The 19537-nt window shown below is 57.1% G+C and carries 18 protein-coding genes; 5 read left to right on the top strand and 13 right to left on the bottom strand.

Features of this window, described 5'->3' with window-relative positions:
- Positions 1 to 80: 80 nt before the first annotated feature.
- From AABO57_11675 to AABO57_11725, 11 genes are all read right to left on the bottom strand, one after another.
- Entirely contained in the window at positions 81 to 2264 is a 2184-nt protein-coding gene (locus tag AABO57_11675; protein MEK6286392.1) for a bifunctional (p)ppGpp synthetase/guanosine-3',5'-bis(diphosphate) 3'-pyrophosphohydrolase, read from the bottom strand.
- A 92-nt stretch (positions 2265 to 2356) separates the two neighbouring features.
- Positions 2357 to 3166, bottom strand: coding sequence for a hypothetical protein (locus tag AABO57_11680; protein MEK6286393.1), 810 nt, complete (start codon positions 3164 to 3166; stop codon positions 2357 to 2359).
- A gap of 59 nt (positions 3167 to 3225) precedes the next feature.
- On the bottom strand, positions 3226 to 3681 hold the full coding sequence (locus AABO57_11685) for a biopolymer transporter ExbD (GenBank protein ID MEK6286394.1): 456 nt from the start codon (positions 3679 to 3681) through the stop codon (positions 3226 to 3228).
- 115 nt (positions 3682 to 3796) lie between these two features.
- On the bottom strand, positions 3797 to 4249 hold the full coding sequence (locus AABO57_11690) for a biopolymer transporter ExbD (protein MEK6286395.1): 453 nt from the start codon (positions 4247 to 4249) through the stop codon (positions 3797 to 3799).
- A gap of 9 nt (positions 4250 to 4258) precedes the next feature.
- Positions 4259 to 5038, bottom strand: coding sequence for a MotA/TolQ/ExbB proton channel family protein (locus tag AABO57_11695; GenBank protein ID MEK6286396.1), 780 nt, complete (start codon positions 5036 to 5038; stop codon positions 4259 to 4261).
- A gap of 84 nt (positions 5039 to 5122) precedes the next feature.
- Positions 5123 to 5884, bottom strand: a complete 762-nt coding sequence (locus tag AABO57_11700) for a TonB family protein (GenBank protein MEK6286397.1) — start codon at positions 5882 to 5884, stop codon at positions 5123 to 5125.
- Positions 5885 to 6253: 369 nt separating this feature from the next.
- Positions 6254 to 7747 (bottom strand): protein translocase subunit SecF, encoded by a 1494-nt coding sequence (gene secF, locus AABO57_11705; GenBank protein MEK6286398.1) that lies wholly within the window; start codon positions 7745 to 7747, stop codon positions 6254 to 6256.
- 58 nt (positions 7748 to 7805) lie between these two features.
- On the bottom strand, positions 7806 to 9464 hold the full coding sequence (gene secD / locus AABO57_11710) for a protein translocase subunit SecD (protein ID MEK6286399.1): 1659 nt from the start codon (positions 9462 to 9464) through the stop codon (positions 7806 to 7808).
- A gap of 18 nt (positions 9465 to 9482) precedes the next feature.
- Complete coding sequence (gene yajC, locus AABO57_11715) at positions 9483 to 9836, bottom strand: preprotein translocase subunit YajC (GenBank protein MEK6286400.1); 354 nt, start codon at positions 9834 to 9836, stop codon at positions 9483 to 9485.
- 71 nt (positions 9837 to 9907) lie between these two features.
- Positions 9908 to 11083, bottom strand: coding sequence for a tRNA guanosine(34) transglycosylase Tgt (gene tgt / locus AABO57_11720; protein ID MEK6286401.1), 1176 nt, complete (start codon positions 11081 to 11083; stop codon positions 9908 to 9910).
- 298 nt (positions 11084 to 11381) lie between these two features.
- Positions 11382 to 12026 carry a Uma2 family endonuclease gene (locus AABO57_11725; protein ID MEK6286402.1) on the bottom strand — a complete coding sequence of 215 codons (645 nt, stop codon included), beginning with the start codon at positions 12024 to 12026 and terminating at the stop codon, positions 11382 to 11384.
- A gap of 236 nt (positions 12027 to 12262) precedes the next feature.
- On the opposite strand from AABO57_11725, the gene AABO57_11730 reads away from it, so the two are divergent.
- Together AABO57_11730 and AABO57_11735 are read left to right on the top strand one after the other, a co-directional pair.
- Positions 12263 to 13441 (top strand): CoA transferase, encoded by a 1179-nt coding sequence (locus AABO57_11730; GenBank protein ID MEK6286403.1) that lies wholly within the window; start codon positions 12263 to 12265, stop codon positions 13439 to 13441.
- A 219-nt stretch (positions 13442 to 13660) separates the two neighbouring features.
- A complete protein-coding gene (locus tag AABO57_11735; GenBank protein MEK6286404.1) occupies positions 13661 to 14803 on the top strand; it encodes an acyl-CoA dehydrogenase family protein in 1143 nt (380 codons plus the stop codon).
- 300 nt (positions 14804 to 15103) lie between these two features.
- Here AABO57_11735 and AABO57_11740 read toward each other — a convergent pair whose 3' ends face one another.
- Positions 15104 to 15937 (bottom strand): MqnA/MqnD/SBP family protein, encoded by an 834-nt coding sequence (locus tag AABO57_11740; GenBank protein ID MEK6286405.1) that lies wholly within the window; start codon positions 15935 to 15937, stop codon positions 15104 to 15106.
- An 84-nt stretch (positions 15938 to 16021) separates the two neighbouring features.
- On the opposite strand from AABO57_11740, the gene eno reads away from it, so the two are divergent.
- The 3 genes from eno (at position 16022) to AABO57_11755 (ending at position 19149) form a co-directional block, all read left to right on the top strand.
- Positions 16022 to 17356, top strand: coding sequence for a phosphopyruvate hydratase (eno, locus tag AABO57_11745; GenBank protein ID MEK6286406.1), 1335 nt, complete (start codon positions 16022 to 16024; stop codon positions 17354 to 17356).
- A gap of 108 nt (positions 17357 to 17464) precedes the next feature.
- Positions 17465 to 18535, top strand: coding sequence for a ribosome small subunit-dependent GTPase A (gene rsgA, locus AABO57_11750; protein MEK6286407.1), 1071 nt, complete (start codon positions 17465 to 17467; stop codon positions 18533 to 18535).
- Between the two features lie 26 nt (positions 18536 to 18561).
- Positions 18562 to 19149, top strand: coding sequence for a class I SAM-dependent methyltransferase (locus AABO57_11755; protein MEK6286408.1), 588 nt, complete (start codon positions 18562 to 18564; stop codon positions 19147 to 19149).
- Between the two features lie 59 nt (positions 19150 to 19208).
- Here the strand turns inward: AABO57_11755 and AABO57_11760 are convergent, their stop codons facing one another.
- The gene (locus AABO57_11760; protein MEK6286409.1) at positions 19209 to 19532 is read right to left on the bottom strand and encodes a hypothetical protein; all 324 of its coding nucleotides are present in this window, start codon (positions 19530 to 19532) and stop codon (positions 19209 to 19211) included.
- Positions 19533 to 19537: the final 5 nt, after the last annotated feature.

Raw genomic sequence — 19537 nt, forward strand, 5'->3', positions numbered from 1 at the left:
CGGAATGCCGATTTCGCAGTGCGGATGTGAAGTGCAGGAGGCTTTGAAGCTTGCGCGTGCTTCAAATCCGCATTCCGCAATCACACCTGCACGGGCTCGCCGCTGATGCGCTCGACATCCATAACGCCGCGAACCGACTTGAGCGCGCCGGTTATTTTTTCAAGATGCTTTAGGTCGAAAATCTCGGCAGTCAGCACGAGTTGGCCGCGGCCCTCCTCGTCCAACGACGCGTGTATGTCGCGAATGTTAGTGCCGACCCCTGCAATCGCCTGCGTCACGTCGGCCACCATTCCAGGCCGGTCCTCGGTTACAAGCTTCATCGTCACCGGGTAAGCTGACTCGTGCTTTGCGTCTGACTTCATCCATTCAACTTCGATCAGCCGCTCAGGGTTAACCAACAAGCCCGGCATGTTCGGGCAGCGGTTCGAGTGAACGGCGACGCCCTTGCCGCGAGTGATGTAGCCGAGGATCTCCTCGCCGCGAATCGGGTTGCAACAGCGTGCCCGGTACACCATTACGTCGTCGATGCCTTTGACTACGATTCGGTCCTGCAACCCAAGGGCGCGCTTGACGACCTGCTTAAGAGTGGGCCGCTTCTCTTGCTCGATCTCGGCGGCGCGGTCCGGCGGCAAGAGCTTAGCGATCACGTTGCGGGGAAGCACCTTGCCGTACCCGATCGCCGCCAGCAGGTCATCTGCGCGGGCCGTTCCGTAGTCGGCGGCCACGCGGTCGAGGTCGCCGTTGGAAAGCATCTTCCTGGTGTTTAACCGAAATCTGTCTGCTTCCTTTTCGAACAGCTTCTTGCCAAGCTCGATTGCGGTCGTACGCTCGCTTTCGGCCAGGTAATGACGAATCTTGGATCGCGCCCGCGAGGTCTTGGCGAAGTTCATCCAGTCGCGAGACGGGTGCGCGGCGGGTGAGGTCATTATCTCCACAACGTCGCCGTTGCGAAGCTGATACTTCAGCGGCACTATCCGTCCATTGACCTTCGCCCCGATGCAGGCGAGACCCACCTGTGTGTGGATAAGGAAGGCAAAGTCCACCGGTGTTGCTCCCCGGGGCAATTCGATCACCTTGCCCTTGGGGGTGAAGCAATAGACTTCCTTCGGATAAAGATCGAGTTTGAGTGAATCGAGGAATTCGCGCGAATCTTTTACTTCCTGTTGCCACTCGACCAATCGCTTGAGCCACACGAAGGCTTCGTCTTCATCAGTGTGAGTGCCGCGGCGTCCCTCTTTGTACTTCCAGTGGGCTGCGATGCCCTCTTCGGCGATCGACTGCATCTCGCGCGTGCGGATTTGCACTTCAAAGGACTGGCCGCCGTCGCCCACGACCGATGTATGCAAAGATTGATAGAAGTTCTCTCGCGGTATGGCTATCCAATCCTTGAAGCGCCCTGGAATCGGCTTCCATGCTGTGTGGATCACGCCCAACGCACCATAGCAATCCTTCACCGATTCGGTGATGATGCGAATGGCAACGAGATCGTAAACCTGATCGATGTTGATGTGCTGGCGCCGGAGCTTCTGATAAATCGAAAACAACCGCTTGATTCGACCTTCGATGTAAACGACTTCGATAATAGAGGTCGCCATCATATCGAGTATCCGCTGCTTCACCTCTTCGAGGAACGCTTCCAGCCGGGATCGCCGGCTGTCGACCAGCTCCTTAAGCTTCTGGTACTCCTCGGGCTCGAGATGCTTGAACGCCAGGTCCTCGAGTTCACCTCGCACGCGCGCCATACCAAGCCTGTGTGCGATCGGAGCGTAGACATCGAGCGTCTCCTGGGCGATTCGCCGGCGCTTCTCGCCGGGAAGGTATTCGAGCGTGCGCATGTTGTGAAGCCGGTCGGCGAGTTTGACCAGAACCACTCGCACGTCGTCAACCATCGCCAATAGCATCTTGCGCATATTGAGCGCCTGACGCTCTTCTGAAGAGGCGTGGTCGAGCTTTGATATCTTGGTGAGTCCGTCCACCAGATGTGCTATTTCCGGGCCGAAGTACTCTTCGATCTCTTCGGCTGACGTTTCGGTATCTTCGACGATGTCGTGCAGCAATCCCGTCGCTACGCAGATCGGATCGAGGTTAAGGTCGGCCAGAATGTTCGCGACTTCTAGCGGGTGCACAAGGTACGGTTCGCCGGACTGTCGAGTCTGCCCGCGATGCTGGCGCGCGGAGAACAGATACGCGCGGCGCAGCAGCTCCTCATCGACATTGGGATGGTTCTTCCGAAGCTTTTCTATTATCGTCTCGAACCTGATCATGGCTGTTAAGAGGCCGGGATGTGCCCAAACTAAAAAAGGTGACCACCCGTTGAAGGGCGTCACCTGAATTCTAGCACAGGAGGGAAGCTACTTCATTTCGGAGCCGATGCCGCCTCGGCGGCAGCTTGCTGCTGTTGCTGCTTCTGCATAGCCATGTACTTGTCTTGCATTTCCATGGCTTTCTTCGTCAATTCTTCCTTTCGCCCGGGTTCGCGCTTCATGTCTTCAATGTAGACCAGCTTTTCATAGAACCAGGCATTGGCGTAGTGTTCGTCGACTGATATCGCCTTTTGCAGGTACCGGTGCGCCTTCAGAACGAGATCCTTCATCTCGTCGAGGATGTTCTGCGGTACGGTTCTGTTCTTCGATACGTAACCGGCGTTCAGATCGTAAGATTCCTGCCAGTAGCCCACCCCCAGAGTGTAGTAAACATCAGCCTTGGTCTTGGCCGTAGCGGACGGCAGTGTCGCCCTTTTCTCCAGAGTCTCGCGCTGAGCCGCTCTGTACTCAGCCGCCCTGGCGGGGTTGACTCGAGTGAGCTGGCTATAGATGTTTGCTTTGAAGGCAAGCGCCTGATCTATTGCCTCGGCGTTGTCAGGATTCTTCCGGATGATCTCATCGTAAGCGTCGATCGTTTTCTTGCCGAGCTCGTCGGTGAGGCTCTGGTCAAACTGGGCATTAAGCGCGCGAGCATAAAACAGTTGCGCGTTCGTCAAATCAGGGCTCAGATCCAGCGCTCGCGCGAACTGCTCTTCGGCCAATTGATATTTGCCCTTGTTGAACTCGCGCACGCCATCGTTGAGGCTGTTCTTGGCACGCAGGCTGTTGACGACTCCACAACCTGGCATCGTTAGCGCAACCGCCAGCAACACTAGAAGGACAGGTCTATTCTTCTTGTTCAAGGCTCGTACCTCCGGTTCTTGATCCGCGCCCCTTTTTCGATTTGGCGGGGCGAGCCCGTCTACTGCAAGTAGTCTATCTGGAGCCCAATGGGAAGTGCGCCCGCTCCCTTGACAGCGTCGATGACCGAAACAATGTCGCCGTACTGTTTGTCCTTCGGCGCTTTGATGAACACGGTTTTGTCGGGCCGCTGTTCGAGCAGGTCCTTGAGCGTGGTAGATAGTTCCACCAGGGTCATGGGCTTGCTGTTCAACTCGACCTGCTGATCCAGCCCAGCGCCCTGCATCTTGACGTCGACCATCAGCAAGTCCGATGGCGGCACCAGTGAGTCCTTCGTCTCTTGCGGCTTCTGCGGGATTAGCGATTCGAACTTCGCTTCCTTCTGTGGCTGGATGACCATGAATATGATCAGCAGCACAAGCAATACGTCAATCAGCGGGGTGACGTTGATGTTCGGGGGCGCAAGTCCCAGCCCTCTCGAATGATGGACTCCTTCGTCAACTTCTCCGTATGCCATGTTTGTTAAAGCTGCCGTGTGTGAAGCAGCATCCTCCCTGGTGTTTGATGCACAAATCCGGCGGGCGCTCGCAGGGAGCACCCGCAACCAATGCTACTTGCAAAGGGCGTTCTCGTTACTGGCCGCCGGCCGCGCCCGGACTCGTCTTCTCTTTTTCGGCGACCAAGCCTATACGGTCGAAGCCCGCGTCGCGAATCGAATCGATCACGGACACGACTGTCCCGTACTTCACGAGCGTGCCGCTCTTGATGTACACGACCTGATCAGGCACTGGCTTGTCCTTGAGGATTGTCCTGATCCTCGTAGGAATATCTGCCATCGCGACCTTCTCGCGGCCAATATAAAACTCGCCGTCGTTTGGTATGGCGACAACCGCCGACGTTTCCTTGATGATGTTCGGGTCCGGGTCTGGATACTTCGATTTGGGCAAGGCGACGCTGACACCGCTTTGCAACATAGGCGCAATGACCATGAAGATGATCAAAAGCACCAGCATCACGTCCACCATCGGTGTGACGTTGATATCGGCGACGTAGCCACCTTCGCCGCTGCCTACTGCCATTGACATAGCGTTACCTCACTTGAGTTCGCGGCGTTTGATGAAGTAGTCGATGAGTTCCGATGACGAGTTGTCCATCTCGATCTGGAAGCCCTCGACTTTGTTGGTGAAGATGTTGAAGGCCCACACCGCAGGAATCGCCACCAGCAGTCCGAACGCAGTTTCGATCAGCGCCTCGGAGATGCCGCCCGCGACCGCCGCGATGCCGGTCCCTTCAGCCGCCTTCATTCCCTGGAATGCGCCGATGATCCCGATGACCGTTCCGAGCAATCCCACGAACGGAGCCGTCGATCCGATGGTCGCCAGACCCGAAAGACCGCGCTTCAGCTCGGCGGTCTTCAACGCCGTCGAGCGTTGCAGTGCTCGCCGCGCGGCATCCATCGTGGTTCCCGATATGTCGGCGCCCCCCTGATGAGCCTGAAACTCCTGCAGCCCGGCATTGACTACCATCGCGAGATGCGACTTCTTGTGGCGATCGGAAATAGCAATCGCCTCGTCAATGCGGTTATCGCGAAGCGCGGCCGCGACCTTGGGCGCGAACTGTCGCGATTGGTTGCGGGCGGCGTTGAAGGTGAGCCAGCGCTCGACCATAACGGCAATCGAGTACATGCTCATGATGGCCAGCACGACTGCAATGAGCAGCGCGGGCCATTTCATCTTCTGGATCATGCCCCAGAGCGAAAAGTCCTCGGTTCCGCTAGCCGCGCCCTTGTCAACGGCTGCCTCTTCGGCCGCTTGGAGCAAAAAGAAAGCGAGCTTGTTGCCCGCCAGCCAGATGTTCGATAGAAGAAGTAGCATTGGTAGAAACCCTCCAAAGTCAAATTAGGATCGTTGTACAGTGAGGCTGCGACTCGGAGCGCTCGCAACCTCATACCATATTGTTCACAGGTTGAAGTTGAACGTGATCGTGCCAATCACTTTGACTGGCACCCCGGTTAACATTGTCGGGCTGAACTTCCAACCTCGTGCCGCATTGACTGCCGCGTCCTTAAGCAGTGGGTGACCCGAAATTGCGCGTGCTGAAATCACGCTCCCTTGTTCGTCAACGGTTACTTCTACGACCACCGCCCCGTTAACCCGCGCGGCTTTTGCCAGCGGCGGATAGGTCGGCTCAACGCGTCTGGTGGCGGACCCCTGAAACACGCCTCCCGATTTTCGGATGATCTTGGGCGGCTCAGGTTTCTTTTCCTCCGGTGGAGGCGGAGGCGGCTCTGCCGGGCCCGTCGGACCAATTCCACCGGGCACGCCACCTGGTACGCCACCCGGCACGCCCCCGGGAACCCCGCCCGGCTGACCGCCAACGTCGCCGATGTTGCTGCTCACGAACTGCGGTGGCTTGGGTGACGGCGCCTTGATTTCTTTTGGCGGCTCTTTAGCAGAGACGAAACCAGTGGGCGCGTCCGGTTTGAGTTGCTTGACGGGCGCTGCCGCAGGCGGGGGAGGAGGCGGAGGAGGCGGTGGTGGTGGTGGCGCCAGCAGTGTCAGTGCGTTGAATTGTTCGTTCAGCTTGGCGTCGTAGGCCACGATACCCCACACGATCACCGCCGTTAAAACCGACACCCAGATTGCCGCAGTCACCGTGAAGTAAACCCACCGCTCGGATCGTCTCCTCGTCGCCGACGACTCTACTAGTTGGTCAAACATTGAACTAAACCTCCAGTTATTGCGATGGGTCGGAGAAGCACCTTATTGAGCGCCAGTCTGCATCCGGTTGCAATCCATTGAATGAGGCGCTCGCTTCGAACGTGCCCGATAGACGTCGCCACCGTCTCTCTGGAGAGACAGGTAAAGCATGCAGACAGAAGTACGATTAATAAAAAGCACTTATTCTGCTGAAAGTCTGGCTGAAAACCGGCTGAGTCTACACTTGCCTTCCCATCTAGTCAAGAAGTTTTCAAGCTTCCAACAAGTTAGACACCGGCAATTCCGGCTTTGTTCCCGCCAGTCGATCGCGCACCGAAGAGAGCGGCTACGCTCCGAGGCCGGCGATCGCCGCTCCGCACTCCAAGAGGGTTACACCTTCGCCAGAGTTCGCTCGGCAGCGCGTGCCTTCGTTTCAACGGATCTACCGCGCCCTTTATTGCGGCCGGTCACATATTCCCACCAGAGCATCACCGGGCTCGCAACCGCGATAGTAGAATAGCAGCCGACGATTATGCCGATCGTCAGAGCGAGCGCAAAACCCCTCAGCACTTCGCCTCCAAACAGAACTATCGCAACAACAGAAAGGAACGTCAGCCCGGAGGTGATGACCGTTCGCGAAAGAGTCTGATTGATCGCGTCGTTGGCGAGCTGGACGAGGCTATCCCTTCGACGCAGCCTGGTGTTCTCGCGTATGCGGTCGAAGATGACTATCGTGTCGTTCATCGAGTAGCCTACTAGCGTGAGCAACGCGGCAATAACCGTCAGGCTGATCTCCCACTGGAACAAGGCGAAAATCCCGAGGGTGACCAACACGTCGTGAAAGACCGCAAGCACCGCCGCCACTCCATAGATCCACTCGAAGCGGAACGCGATGTACACAAGCATTCCTGCCAGCGCCGCAAGCGTCACGTAAATCGCTCGGTTGCGCAAGTCCCGCCCCACCACCGCGCCAACCACGTTAGCAGAAATCACGGCGAAGGAGCCTTCCGTGAAGTACGGCTTCATTTTGTCTAGCAACTCTGCCGACACGTCTTGGGTTTGAAGCAGGCCGATGTCGGTTATGACTCCGCTACTATTCTTGCGATAGTCGGCGATGGCTTGCGCCGCCTTCGAATAGGTGTCAGATCCAGGGCCAACACCAAGCGGGTCGATGCGTCCCAGCGCGTCTTCGATCTCGCTCTTTCCAGCCAGGTTCAAGTCGATCTTACCTGCGAAGAACCGGTCGAGAATCACCTGGTTGACCTTGTTCTGATCGAAGTTGGCCAAATCCTTCACGTCCAGAGTCAGACCCCGTAGCGCGCTGATGTCTTGAAGGAACCCCTTGTTCGGCCCGTCGCGGAAAGAGATGATCTGATCGCCGACCTGACGATAGGGATGGTCAGTAGGGAAGTACTGCGCCTTTATTTCAAGCGGATCAATCTGACGCAATTCTGCTTCGATTCCCGCGGCGTCAATACTGTTGATGTTGACAACGCCCGCGGCAATATCGCCGGAGGGATTGAGCCGTTGTAACGCCCCAATAATAGCGCGCTTGTCCTCGTCAACGCGGCGCTCAGCCTCCGTCCCGATGCCAAGCTGCGGAGAATGGATGATCAGCTCATTATGCCGGCTCGTTACCGGCTGAAGTGTCACCTTCTGCGTGTCGATGCCAGCCGAGCCGAGAGCCGTGCGAATCTGGTCGAGCGAGGGCGACTCTCTGAATCGCACGTGCATCATCGTGCCGCCGGTGAAGTCGACTCCCAGATTGAACCCGCGAATCTGGACCGCGGCTGCGCCCAACAACAACAGGAAAATCGTGATGCCGATGAAGAACTTCTTCGCTTTGATCCAGTCGATCTTAGGATTCCTGAATAGCTCTACCATAGTGACTCGTGATGCGTGAACCGTGATGCGTGACCGGATCACGCATCAGGTTCACGTTTCATATACTCAATGTCTCCACTCTTGCGCTGCGGTTGAGATGCCACATGAAAATCGTCCTCGACACGAACACCGCCGTGAACAGGTTCGCCAAAAGACCGACAACCAGTGTGACCGCGAAGCCACGAATCGGACCTGTGCCGAACACGAACAGGAAAACCGCTGAAACGATCGTCGTCACGTGCGTGTCTATGATCGTCAGGAAGGCCTTGTTAAACCCGACGTCTACGGCCGACGCGACTACCTTGCCGCTTCGCATCTCATCGCGTATGCGCTCGAAAATCAGCACATTCGAGTCAACCGCCATGCCTATCGTCAAGATCACCCCGGCGATACCGGGCAAGGTCAGCACCGCTTCAAACATGACCAGCGCCGCAACCAGCAAAATAAGGTTAAGAATGAGCGCCAGCACTGCGTTGATCCCCGATCCGCGATAGTAGAACAGCATGAACGCTACTACCGCGAGCAGTCCGGCTATCGAAGCGGTCACGCCTTGCCGTATCGAATCGGCGCCAAGCGATGGACCTACGGTACGTTCCTCCAGGTACACGGCCTTCGCCGGCAGCGCCCCTGACCGCAGAATCAGCGCCAGGTCCTCGGCTGCTTTTTTCGTGAAGGTACCGGTTATCTGGCCCCGGTCGCTGATCTGGCCATTAATTGAGGGCGCTGATTTGACTTCGTTATTTAGGACGATCGCGAGGTGATCCTTTATATGTTTCCCGGTGGCGTCCGAGAATCGTCTTGCGCCCTCGGGCAATAGCGTGAAGTCAATCTCGTAGGACGCGCCCCCATATTCAGAAGATCTCGCAGATGCGTCGCGCATGTCGAGCCCGGTGATCACCGAATTCTTTCCTACGACCACCCACCCTTCCTGAGCCGCTCCGCCTGAATCGGGACGGTCCCGATAGAAGAGAACTTCGTACTGGCTGGTGTACGGGTCGTTACCCGGCGGAGTCGATTTGGCGATCGCCTCCGCCTGCTCCTTTGTGGGGTACGGAATCTCCGTCCCCGGCGCCACAAGCTTCAGCTCGAGATTGGAGTCGGCGTTGAGCGTGTTCTTCACTCGTTCAGGGTCGTCGACTCCGGGCATCTGAATCACGATCTGATATGTTCCCTCGCCGCCCTGCCGCTGAATCGTAGGCTCGGTAACGCCGAACGCGTTGACCCGATTCTCGATGATCGCCTTCGCCTGCTCCGTCGCCTTTTCGCGCAACTCGTTCTGCTTGGTTTCGGAAAGCGACGCTATTACTGAGTTGCCCTTCTCGCTGATGCTCCAATCTAGTCCGAAATCGTTCTCCAGTTCCCTCACTATATCCGAGTTCTTCGTGCTGTCGGGGACTTCCACGGCCACCTTGCCAGGCGTATCGCCGTTCACAGTCGTAAAGGGCAGGTTCTTCTCTTGCAGCTTGACGGCGGCCACCTCCGCATTGCGCTGAGTAACCTTCCGTATGACCTCGTCGGTCTGCACCTGCATCACCAGGTGGCTGCCGCCGCGAAGATCGAGACCCAGGTGGATGTTCTCCGAAAGATTCTGTTTGATCTGCGACCAACTGGTGAAGTCTTTGATCGTGGGTTTGTGATGCGGCTTGAAGACTATCGCGATTCCGGCCAGTGTTACGATCACTATTATGATGACCCTGTTTCTAATCTTGCTTTGCATACTGCCTCGCCTTAGACGTTACTTGCTCGCTTCGACTTCCTTCTCCGAGTCCTGTAATCGGGCTATTGCGCTGCGTTCGGCTTCGATTGAGACAGACTGGGCGATTCTCAACTGAACCGTGTCGTCCTTCTCGCGCACCGCGACGATCGTCCCGTAGATTCCTCCGGTGGTCACTACCTTGTCGCCGGCCTTCAGCGCTTTCAACAGATTCTGTCGTTCCTCCTGCGCCTTACGCTGCTTCTTTTGCTGCGGTCGTATGAGCAGGAAGTAAAAGATGACAAAGATCAGGATGAATGGCAGCAGACCAGCCAATCCACCCAATCCACCTGGTTGAAGAAAAGCCAAAGAACCGAAATTCATGGTTGTAGTCATTGATGACGTTTTGGCACTTCCAGTGGGAGGGTTCGCCCGCGGGGGCTGCGGTCCGAAATCCTTTGGTAGGCTCAGTCCTGTCCGCGTGCTAGGCCGCTCAGAAAAGAATCACGAAACTCGTTAAAAGTGCCAAGCAAAATAGATTGCCTCAACATACCCATCATGTCAAGGTAGAAGCTCACGTTGTGAAGCGAGCTTAGCACTGATCCGAGTATCTCGCCGCTCATATACAAATGCCGCACGTAAGCTCGCGAATATCTTGCGCACACGGCGCACCGGCAAGCTCCATCAATAGGCCGCGAGTCATCTCGATAGCGCGCGTTCTTTATGTTGAGCTTCCCGCTGCTGGTGAAGAGCTGACCGTTGCGCGCGTTTCGGGTTGGCATCACACAATCGAACATGTCGACGCCCAGCGCAACCGCTTCGACGATGTCCTCAGGTGTGCCAAATCCCATCAAATAGCGAGGCCGGTCCTCAGGCATTAGCGGCGCGATGTGAGAAACCACTTCGAACATCGCGCTCTTCTCTTCGCCGACCGACAGCCCGCCAATCGCATATCCGTCGAAGCCTATCTCGACCAGCCCGGCAAGGCTCTGCTCTCGAAGGTCAAGGAATGTGCTTCCTTGATTGATCCCGAACAAGGCTTGAGTGGGATTGACTATAGTGATCGCGGCGCTTTCAGCAGAAGCGGGCTCGGAGTGTAGCTCGTGGAGCCGCTCCTTGGATCTTCTAGCCCAACGTTGGGTGAGATCGAGAGACGCGAGCGCTTCTTCTCGAGTTGCGGGAAACGAGGTGCACTCATCAAAGGCCATCACGATGTCCGACCCGAGCGCCGATTGAATCTCCATCGATTTTTCGGGTGACAAAAAGTGCGTCGAGCCGTCCAGATGAGATTGGAACTCGACACCTTCCTCGCTGATCTTTCGAAGGGCAGTCAAGCTGAAGACTTGAAACCCGCCGCTGTCGGTCAAGATCGGGCGCTGCCAGGACATGAACCGATGCAAGCCGCCGAGCTGATTGATGGTCGGGTGGCCCGGCCTCAAGTAAAGGTGATAGGTGTTGCCAAGGATGATCGAGGCTCCAGCCTCTTCGAGCATTTGCTGGGTTAGAGCTTTGACCGTTCCTTGTGTGCCGACGGGCATGAAAACAGGCGTGTCAATCGAGCCGTGAGGGGTCGTGACGCGCCCGACGCGTGCTCGCGTGCCGGCGTCGGTTGCGATCTTCTCGAATGAGAACTGGTTGTTCATTTCAGTAGCGATCTTGCCCGCGCAGGGTAAGTCCCGCAAGCCGGCACGCACGTTTGTCGCGATCAGCGGCTTGTGCTACAAGTTCGTAGTCCCGCCTTTAGGCGGAAGTTTGTATCCGGTTTGCACGAGGACACAAATTCGATGAAGGACTTCTTCATCAGCTATGGGCGACGATCATCCAAGTACCAGAACGGTTGAAGGGAATTTGAGGCTGCTCGAGGAAAAACTGAAGAATGCGTAATAGCCACCAGCAGCGAATACCTTCACGACCCAAGCATCCTTCTTCACAACGATCAGCTCAACCCGTGGCGGGAGTCGGTTCGTCATCCGGGAGGCCAGCGAAAACTATTCGGTCGTAGACCTCGCTCAACCGTAGCGTGCAGCCGATTGAGCTGAGTACCACGCTCTCTGAGAGGTCTGTGGCAGTCGCCGCAATCACCCATTGACCGTTTGGCTGACGCGCGAAGTGCTCGACCAGCGGCCGGTTCTGAGCCACAACGACGTAGTCGGTCAGCGAATCGAGGTGCGTGCGATAGCGCAAGAACTTCTCACCTCGGTCAAAGGCTTCGGTGGACGGGGATAAGACTTCGATGATGACTCTCGGATTGACGAGCACGTCGCGGTGTTCGTCGAGGAATTGCGGCTCACCGCATACGACTACCAGATCGGGAAACGAATACAGTCCTTTGGTGTAGTAACGCGACATCGGGATCGGGCCGCTGCACACCTTCGTGTCTTTAGAAAAAACCTGGCACGGACCTCCCCTCAATTGACTATAGAGCTGGCCTCCGCTATTGGTGCAGATGGCTCCGTGTTCAGGGCTTTCGCCCGCCATCAGATAAATCCTTCCGTCGAGATATTCGTGACGTTCTTCTGACTCGCGTTCCTTCGCGAGATACTCTTCAACCGTGGAGAGAGTTGCTGTCGTCGGTAAGCTCGCCATCTTTAACCTCCGTTGCCCGCATCGACTGCCCCGATTATAATCCGGTCGCGTCGACTAACCAAGGCTCACGCGCGTCGCTCTTGCGGTTATCGGTAAACGGATCTGCAGTGTATTGCCGAGAATTCTCGACCGAGCGGTACGCATTGCGATGTCGCATCAAGCATCGTAGGATTGGAGCCGATCAAATTCGATTTCGTGATGGAACTTTCGATTGGTGGGCGGTTTTGGGTGAGCCTATGACGAACGCACTGCAAGGCATCCGGGTATTGGACCTCTCGCGCATGCTGCCCGGGCCCTATTGCTCGATGATGCTTGCCGATCTCGGCGCTGAAGTGATCAAAGTAGAAGAACCCAAAATCGGGGACCCCACGCGCCATAGCCCACCGATGATCGACGGTCAAAGCGCGCCGTTCAATCAAGTCAATCGCAACAAGAAATCCATCGCAATCGACTTGAAGCAAGCCGAAGGTCGCGACATCTTTTTGGAGCTCGCTTCCACAGCCGATGTCGTGTTGGAGCAGTTTCGGCCGGGAGTCGTCGAGCGCCTAGGCATCGGCTACTCGAACGTCGCCGAAGTTAATCCTCGAATCGTCTACTGCTCGCTTACCGGTTTCGGTCAGGACGGCCCTCATCAAAAACGAAGCGGACACGATCTCAACTATCTCGCGTTATCCGGCGTGCTCGGGCTGACAACGGACGAGCGTGGCAAGCCGGTGATTCCCGGCGTGCAGGTCGCAGACCTTGCAGGCGCGATGATCGCTGGGTTTGCAATACTCGCCGCGCTGTTAGCGCGCGAGCGCACAGGTCGCGGGCAATATCTCGACGTGTCGATGTTCGACGTGATGCTTTCGATGTTGCCGATTCCGGCTGCGCATCATTTCGCGGGCGCCACGATCCCGGTTGGCGGCAAGTATGTGCTGTCGGGCGCGTATCCTTTCTACAACGTCTACGAGACAGGCGACGGCAAGTTCATGACGCTTGGAGCGCTCGAGCCGAAGTTCTGGGCTAACTTCTGCCGCAAGGCCGGCCGCGATGATCTGGTCGCGCGCCAGTTCGATTCGGGCGCGCAGCGTGACACCTTGTTTGAAGCCGTGCGCGCGATCTTCAAATCTAGAACGCAGTCTGAATGGGTCGAGCTGATGCGCGACGCGGATTGTTGCTGCGAGCCTGTGCTCTCAATGACCGAGGCGTTCGAGCACCAGCAGACTCGCGCTCGTGAAATGGTAGGCGAAGTCGACGGTGCTCGGTTTAGGCAACTCGGCTTTTCGTACAAGATGAGCGATACTCCGCCGCGCGATAAGAACGCGGCGCCTGCGCTCGGGGAAAACACGGCAGAACTCTTGGCGGCTGCCGGGATATCTAAGGAAGAACGCGATCGACTCAGCAAAGCGGGGATCATAGTCGTTCGCGAATAAAGCGAGTTCGCGCTAATCGCGGACAGTTTCCGGGCGGCGATCTGAGACGGGCGCAGAAACGATGAAGCGTTCGTAGTTACGGCCTTCTGGGTTCAGAGTTCAAGCTTCAGCTTGCGTGATTCGATCTTGTTAGGCCCTGGAAGCAAGCTGAAGCTTGAACTCTGAACGACGAACTTCCGCCTGAAGGCGGTACTACGAACTCTTTCAGAGGAGGCAACAATGGACTACACATTAACCGAAGACCAGGAACAACTGCGGCGGCTGGTCGAAGACTTCGTAACGCGAGACGTGAAGCCATACTGGGAGAAGCACGGCTACGAAGACTTTCCCTGGCCGCTGTTTCGCAAACTCGGAGAACTCGGCCTCGCCGCCATTCCGTTTCCCGCTGAGTACGGCGGCGGCGGTTTGGATTATTCGGCATACATCACCGTGCTCGAAGAACTCAGCCGGCTGGGCAGTCATCTCGGCAGCGTGCTCTCGGTTCACGGGCTTCCTCAGTTGATCATCAATCATTTCGGCACGGTAACTCAAAAGCAAAAGTATCTGCCCGCGATGGCCCGCGCTGAGTTGCTGGGAGCTTTCGCGCTCACGGAGCCACACGCCGGATCGGACGCTGCGAACATCAACACTCGAGCCGAGCTTCGAGGCGACAAGTACATTCTGCGCGGCCAAAAAATCTGGATCACTCACGGCGGCGAAGCGGATGTTTACATCGTGATGGCCGTGACCGAGAAGGGCAAAGGCGCCAAAGGCGTCAGCTCGTTCATAGTCGAGAAGGGAACAGCGGGTCTTGCGTTCGGCAAACGCGAGCGGCCGATGGGCTTGCCGCATCACACCCGCGAGGTCTTCTTCGAGGACTGCGAGATCCCGCGAGGGAACTTGATCGGCCGCGAGGGCGAAGGCTTCAAAGTCGCGATGACCGCGCTCGACTCAGGGCGCATCACCGTCGCGGCCACGTCGATCGGCACTGCGCAGCAAGCTTTCGATCATGCGCTTCGATATTCGACCGAGCGCAAGGCATTCGGCCAGGCGATCGGCGACTTTCAAGGCATTCAGTTCATGCTTGCCGATATGGCTGCGGCGATCGAAGCTGCACGATTGGTGATGAAGAAAGCCGCGTGGCTTCGCGATCGAGGTTTGCCGTTTAACATTGAGGCGTCGATGGCGAAGTTGCTGGCGACCGACACGGCGATGAAGGTGACCACCGACGCTGTTCAAATCTACGGCGGCTACGGCACCAGCGAGGACTATCCGGTTCAAGCCTTGATGCGCGAAGCGAAGATCGGTCAGATAGTCGAGGGAACAAACCAGATTCAGCGAATGATCATAGCTCGCGAGCTGCTAAAGAAGCTGAGGCAGTGATACTGACTCTAAAACAAAGACAGAGGATAGAAAAAACAGCGCCCGAGCAAGACCAGTCGCTTTTCATCAGTTCACCAAACGGCTGGCGGTCAGAACCTATGTGTCAAGTTCGCGGTCGGGAAGGTTGGCTTGCCCCCGGCTGGTCCTAAGGTGAACTCTCCTGTCATTCAACTCAGCGGGGGCAAGCCAACCTTCCCGACCGCGAGCTTGACGAGGTTGCTGATTCCTCACTCCACCAGAATGGAGGTAATCCTCGACGAAGGATGACTCTCACTAAAGGAGGCGGGGAGCGGCGCAGTTCTAGGCAAACTCGAGCCGCACAGGCCGCGGAATAATCCCGGCTTGGTGACCGCGCTCTAATAGGAGTCTCACTCCTGCGCGTCCTCGCTCGCCATAGTCAATCGTGTAGTCGTTCACGTACATCCCGACAAACTTATCTGTCAACGATTCCGCCATCCCGCGGCCGTACTTCATCGAGTGCCTCACGGCGACCTCGCGGTGCTCCAAGCCGTACTCGATCGACTCGCGCAGCAGCTTCGACACTTTCGAGATAAGCTCTGGGCCCAGAGACTTCTTGATCGCGTTGCCGCCAAGCGGGAGAGGCAGGCCTGTCTGGGACATCCACCACTCGCCGAGGTCGATAACCTTGTTGAACCCACGCGCCGAGTACGTCAACTGGCCTTCATGAATCAGCAGCCCCGCGTCTACGTCGCCCCGTTCGACCGCGTCCATGATTTGATCGAAGGGGACAACAACCGTATTCACGTCGCCCACGCACAACCGCAACGTAAGGTAAGCCGTAGTCATCAGGCCCGGCACGGCGATCGTCGCGCTTCGAAGCTGGTCGAGGCTCATCGGCTCGCGCGAGATCACCAGAGGGCCGTAGTCGTCGCCCATCGAAGCTCCAGACGTCAGCAGCGCGTATTGATCGAGCACGTATGCGTACGCGTGAATCGAGACCGCAGTCACATCCAGCTCGGCGTTCATCGCTCGGCGGTTGAGCGTTTCGATGTCTTGAATGACGTGGCTGAAGGTTAAACCCTCGGTGTCAATCTTGTCGGCGGCGAGTGCGTAAAACATGAATGCGTCGTCGGGGTCCGGGCTGTGTCCGAGTGTGATTTCTGTTTTGTTCATTAAAAGATGTTATCTCTTGCGAAGGTCGATTAGTGTATAGCAACCTTTGAGGCTCAGGGCAATCTGTGGAACAATGGAGCCACGATGACAACGATTGAACGAGTGTGCGCAAGGGAAATTCTGGATTCACGCGGTAACCCGACGGTCGAAGCGGAGGTCACGCTTGCAAGCGGGATCATCGGACGCGCGGCGGTTCCGTCAGGCGCTTCGACCGGAGAGAACGAAGCTCTCGAGATGCGGGACAGCGATAAGAAGCGTTACGGCGGAAAAGGTGTGCTCAAAGCCGTCGCCAATGTCAACACCGCGCTAGCTAAGGCCGTCGCTGGGCGGGATGCTCTCATGCAAGCCGACATCGATCTGGCTTTGCTTGCAGCCGACGGGACGCCAAACAAGCGCAAGCTCGGGGCGAACGCGATTCTGGCGGTTTCGCTTGCGACCGCTCGAGCCGCTGCTGATGCCCTTGGGCTGCCACTGTACGCATATCTGGGCGGCGTCGGCGCGCGCACATTGCCGGTTCCGATGATGAACGTGCTCAATGGTGGAGCTCACGCCGACAACAACGTGGATTTCCAGGAATTCATGATCGTACCCGGCGGCTTCGGATCGTTTACTGAAGCGTTGCGCGCGGGCGTCGAGGTGTTTCACTCGCTGAGTGCCGTGCTCAAGAAGCGAGGCCATTCAACGTCTGTCGGTGACGAAGGCGGATTCGCGCCGAACCTGAAGTCCAATGACGAAGCTATCGAAGCGATACTGGAAGCCATTAATCAGGCAGGCTACAAGCCGGGAGATCAAATCGCGCTCGCGCTCGATCCGGCGTCGAGCGAGTTCTATGAGCGAGGCGCTTATGTGTTCAAGAAGTCGACCGGCGCCCGGATGAGCTCGGATGAGATGGTGGGGCTCTACAAGAGTTGGGTCGATCAGTATCCGATCATCTCAATCGAAGACGGGCTCGCTGAGTCCGACTGGGAAGGCTGGGCGGCGCTCACCCGAGAGATGGGCGGCCGGGTTCAACTCGTCGGCGACGATCTGTTTGTTACCAATACCGAATATCTCGTGCGAGGCATTCGGGAAAAAGTGGCGAATTCGATTCTGATCAAGGTGAATCAGATCGGCTCACTGACTGAGACTCTGGACACGATCGAGATGGCAAAGACTCACGCCTACACCTGCGTGATTTCGCATCGGTCGGGCGAAACGGAAGACACATTTATCGCCGATCTTGCGGTTGCTACAAACGCGGGCCAGATCAAGACCGGCTCCGCGAGCCGCACGGATCGCGTCGCGAAATACAACCAGTTGCTGCGCATCGAAGAGGAACTCGGAAAGGCTGCGCGGTACCCGGGCTTCGCAGCATTTGCCGGCTCGGGTATCGGGCAAGCCGCAGCGAGGCGCGCATCCAAGGCTGCCGCGAAGAAGTGAGCAGAAGGCTTTCTCAGGGAGTGCGTCAACTGCCTTGGTGGGATTCTAGCGAACTCTTCCGTCAGCGATCTCAGTAGCTTGTTAGATGTAAGCGACAACGAAGACACCATGCACGACTTGAAGTCACTCGGGTGGACCGAGTTCTTTGAGATTCAGTTTGAACCGTATCGCGAGCGAGGCCACTTCGCTGGAAGAGTCGCGCTCGAGGAGCGGGGCGCGTACCGGCTCTACACCGAACTGGGCGAACTGAGTGCTGGCGTCCGGGGCAAGCTGAGGTTTGACAGCGAGAGCGCCGCAGATTTTCCGGCCGTCGGAGACTGGGTGTCGGTTTCGAAACGCGAGCGCGACGGTCTCGCTCAAATTCACGCCGTGTTACCGCGCCGCAGCAAATTCTCACGCAAAGCCGCCGGCTCGAGCGCGGTCGAACAAGTTGTAGCCGCAAACGTCGACACTGTATTTCTGGTTCAAGGTCTCGACCACGACTTCAATCTGCGCCGCCTCGAACGCTATCTCGTAGCCGCTTTCGAAAGCAACGCCGCTCCGGTTGTCATACTCAGCAAAGCTGACCTTTGCGAAGACGTGGAGAAGAAGAAGGCCGAAGCCGAGTCGGTTGCCCCTGGCACACCGGTTCACGCCATCAGTTCAGTTTCAGGTCACGGTTTGGACGAAGTCGATCAATACATACGGCCCGGTCTGACCGTCGCGTTCCTGGGTTCGTCGGGCGCCGGCAAATCTACTTTGATCAACCGAATCGTCGGAGAAGAGATTCAGAAGACGGCCGAGGTGCGCGAGCATGATAGCCGCGGACGGCACACCACTACGCATCGCGAGCTGATCGTTCTGAAGACCGGCGGCCTATTGATCGACACGCCGGGCATGCGCGAGCTTCAGTTCTGGGACGCTAGCGGCTCGTTGGGCGAAGCGTTCTCGGATATTCAGTCGATCGCAGCGACTTGCTACTTCAGCAACTGCAGTCATCAGAACGAACCTGGCTGTGCGCTGAGGGAAGCGCTCGAGGACGGCTTGCTCGACAGAGACAGATACGAGAGCTATGCGAAGATGGAAAAAGAGATGGAGTATCTGGATTCGAGGATGGACACCAAGCTCCATTTGAAACGCAAGAGCCGGGAAAAGAAGATCCATCGGGCATTTCGGACTATCAAGCCCAAACGGACTTGAATCCAACGGCATTTCTCATGAGCAGAATGGAGACGAGAGCCGAGCCGCTGATCGATTCGCGCAAGCCGCGAGTGTTGGACATTGGCTGCGGAACAAACAAGGTTGCGGGCGCAATCGGCATGGACGTCAACCCGCGGACCGCGGCTGATGTGATTCACGATCTAGACGACCTGCCGTATCCTTTCGCCGATGACGAATTCGACGAAGTGATCGGCCGCCACGTCATCGAACACGTCCGCGACCCGATGGCCGTTATGTGCGAGCTTCATCGGATCACTCGAAATGGCGGCATAGTCAGGCTCGTCGCGCCTCACTGGACTAATCCGGATTTCGCGACTGACCTGACTCACCGGAATCATCTGAACAGCTACTCGTTTCGCAATCTGACGGATGATCGAGCTGTCTTTCCCTTCTACACTGAGGTCCGCTTCCGCCAGCTCCGGGCGCGAGTGACGCTGCTGAATCTGTGGAAGCTCACCGGGCTCGAGTTCTTGATCAACCTCGATCACCGCTTCCCCTCGTTGAGGTTCATCCGAAAATTCTGGGAGCAGTATCTCAACGCGGTAATCAGAGGGAAGGAGATTCACTTCGAGCTCGAGGTGGTGAAGAAGTAAGGGGCTCGGCGCGCGGACCGCGAGCGCCGAACCCGAAAGGTCTATGAGGTTTGCCGGCCTTACTTTCTGCGCTTCAAATAGAATGTCGGGTCAGCAGGGGAACCGGACACCGTCACCAGTTCCCAACCCTTCGCCCCGAGCTTGTCGAGATTCTTTTCCAGAGGGAACGACTCGCGGCTGAAGGCACCCGGCTCCTTGCGCATACTCCCACTGTCGGACGGCGTCAGGTTGGTGCTTCCACCTTGCACTACAAGATACTCCCAACCTCCCGCGCCTTGTTCGTCGTTTGCTCGGCTTCGGTCGCTAAAGCCCGAACGAGCTTCGACCGCAACGATCGAAGCTATCAAAGCCGTCGCAATCGAGATAAATATCGTGCGTTTCATACTTC

This window comes from Acidobacteriota bacterium (genome assembly GCA_038040445.1).
GTDB lineage: Bacteria > Acidobacteriota > Blastocatellia > UBA7656 > UBA7656 > Onstottus_A > Onstottus_A frigus.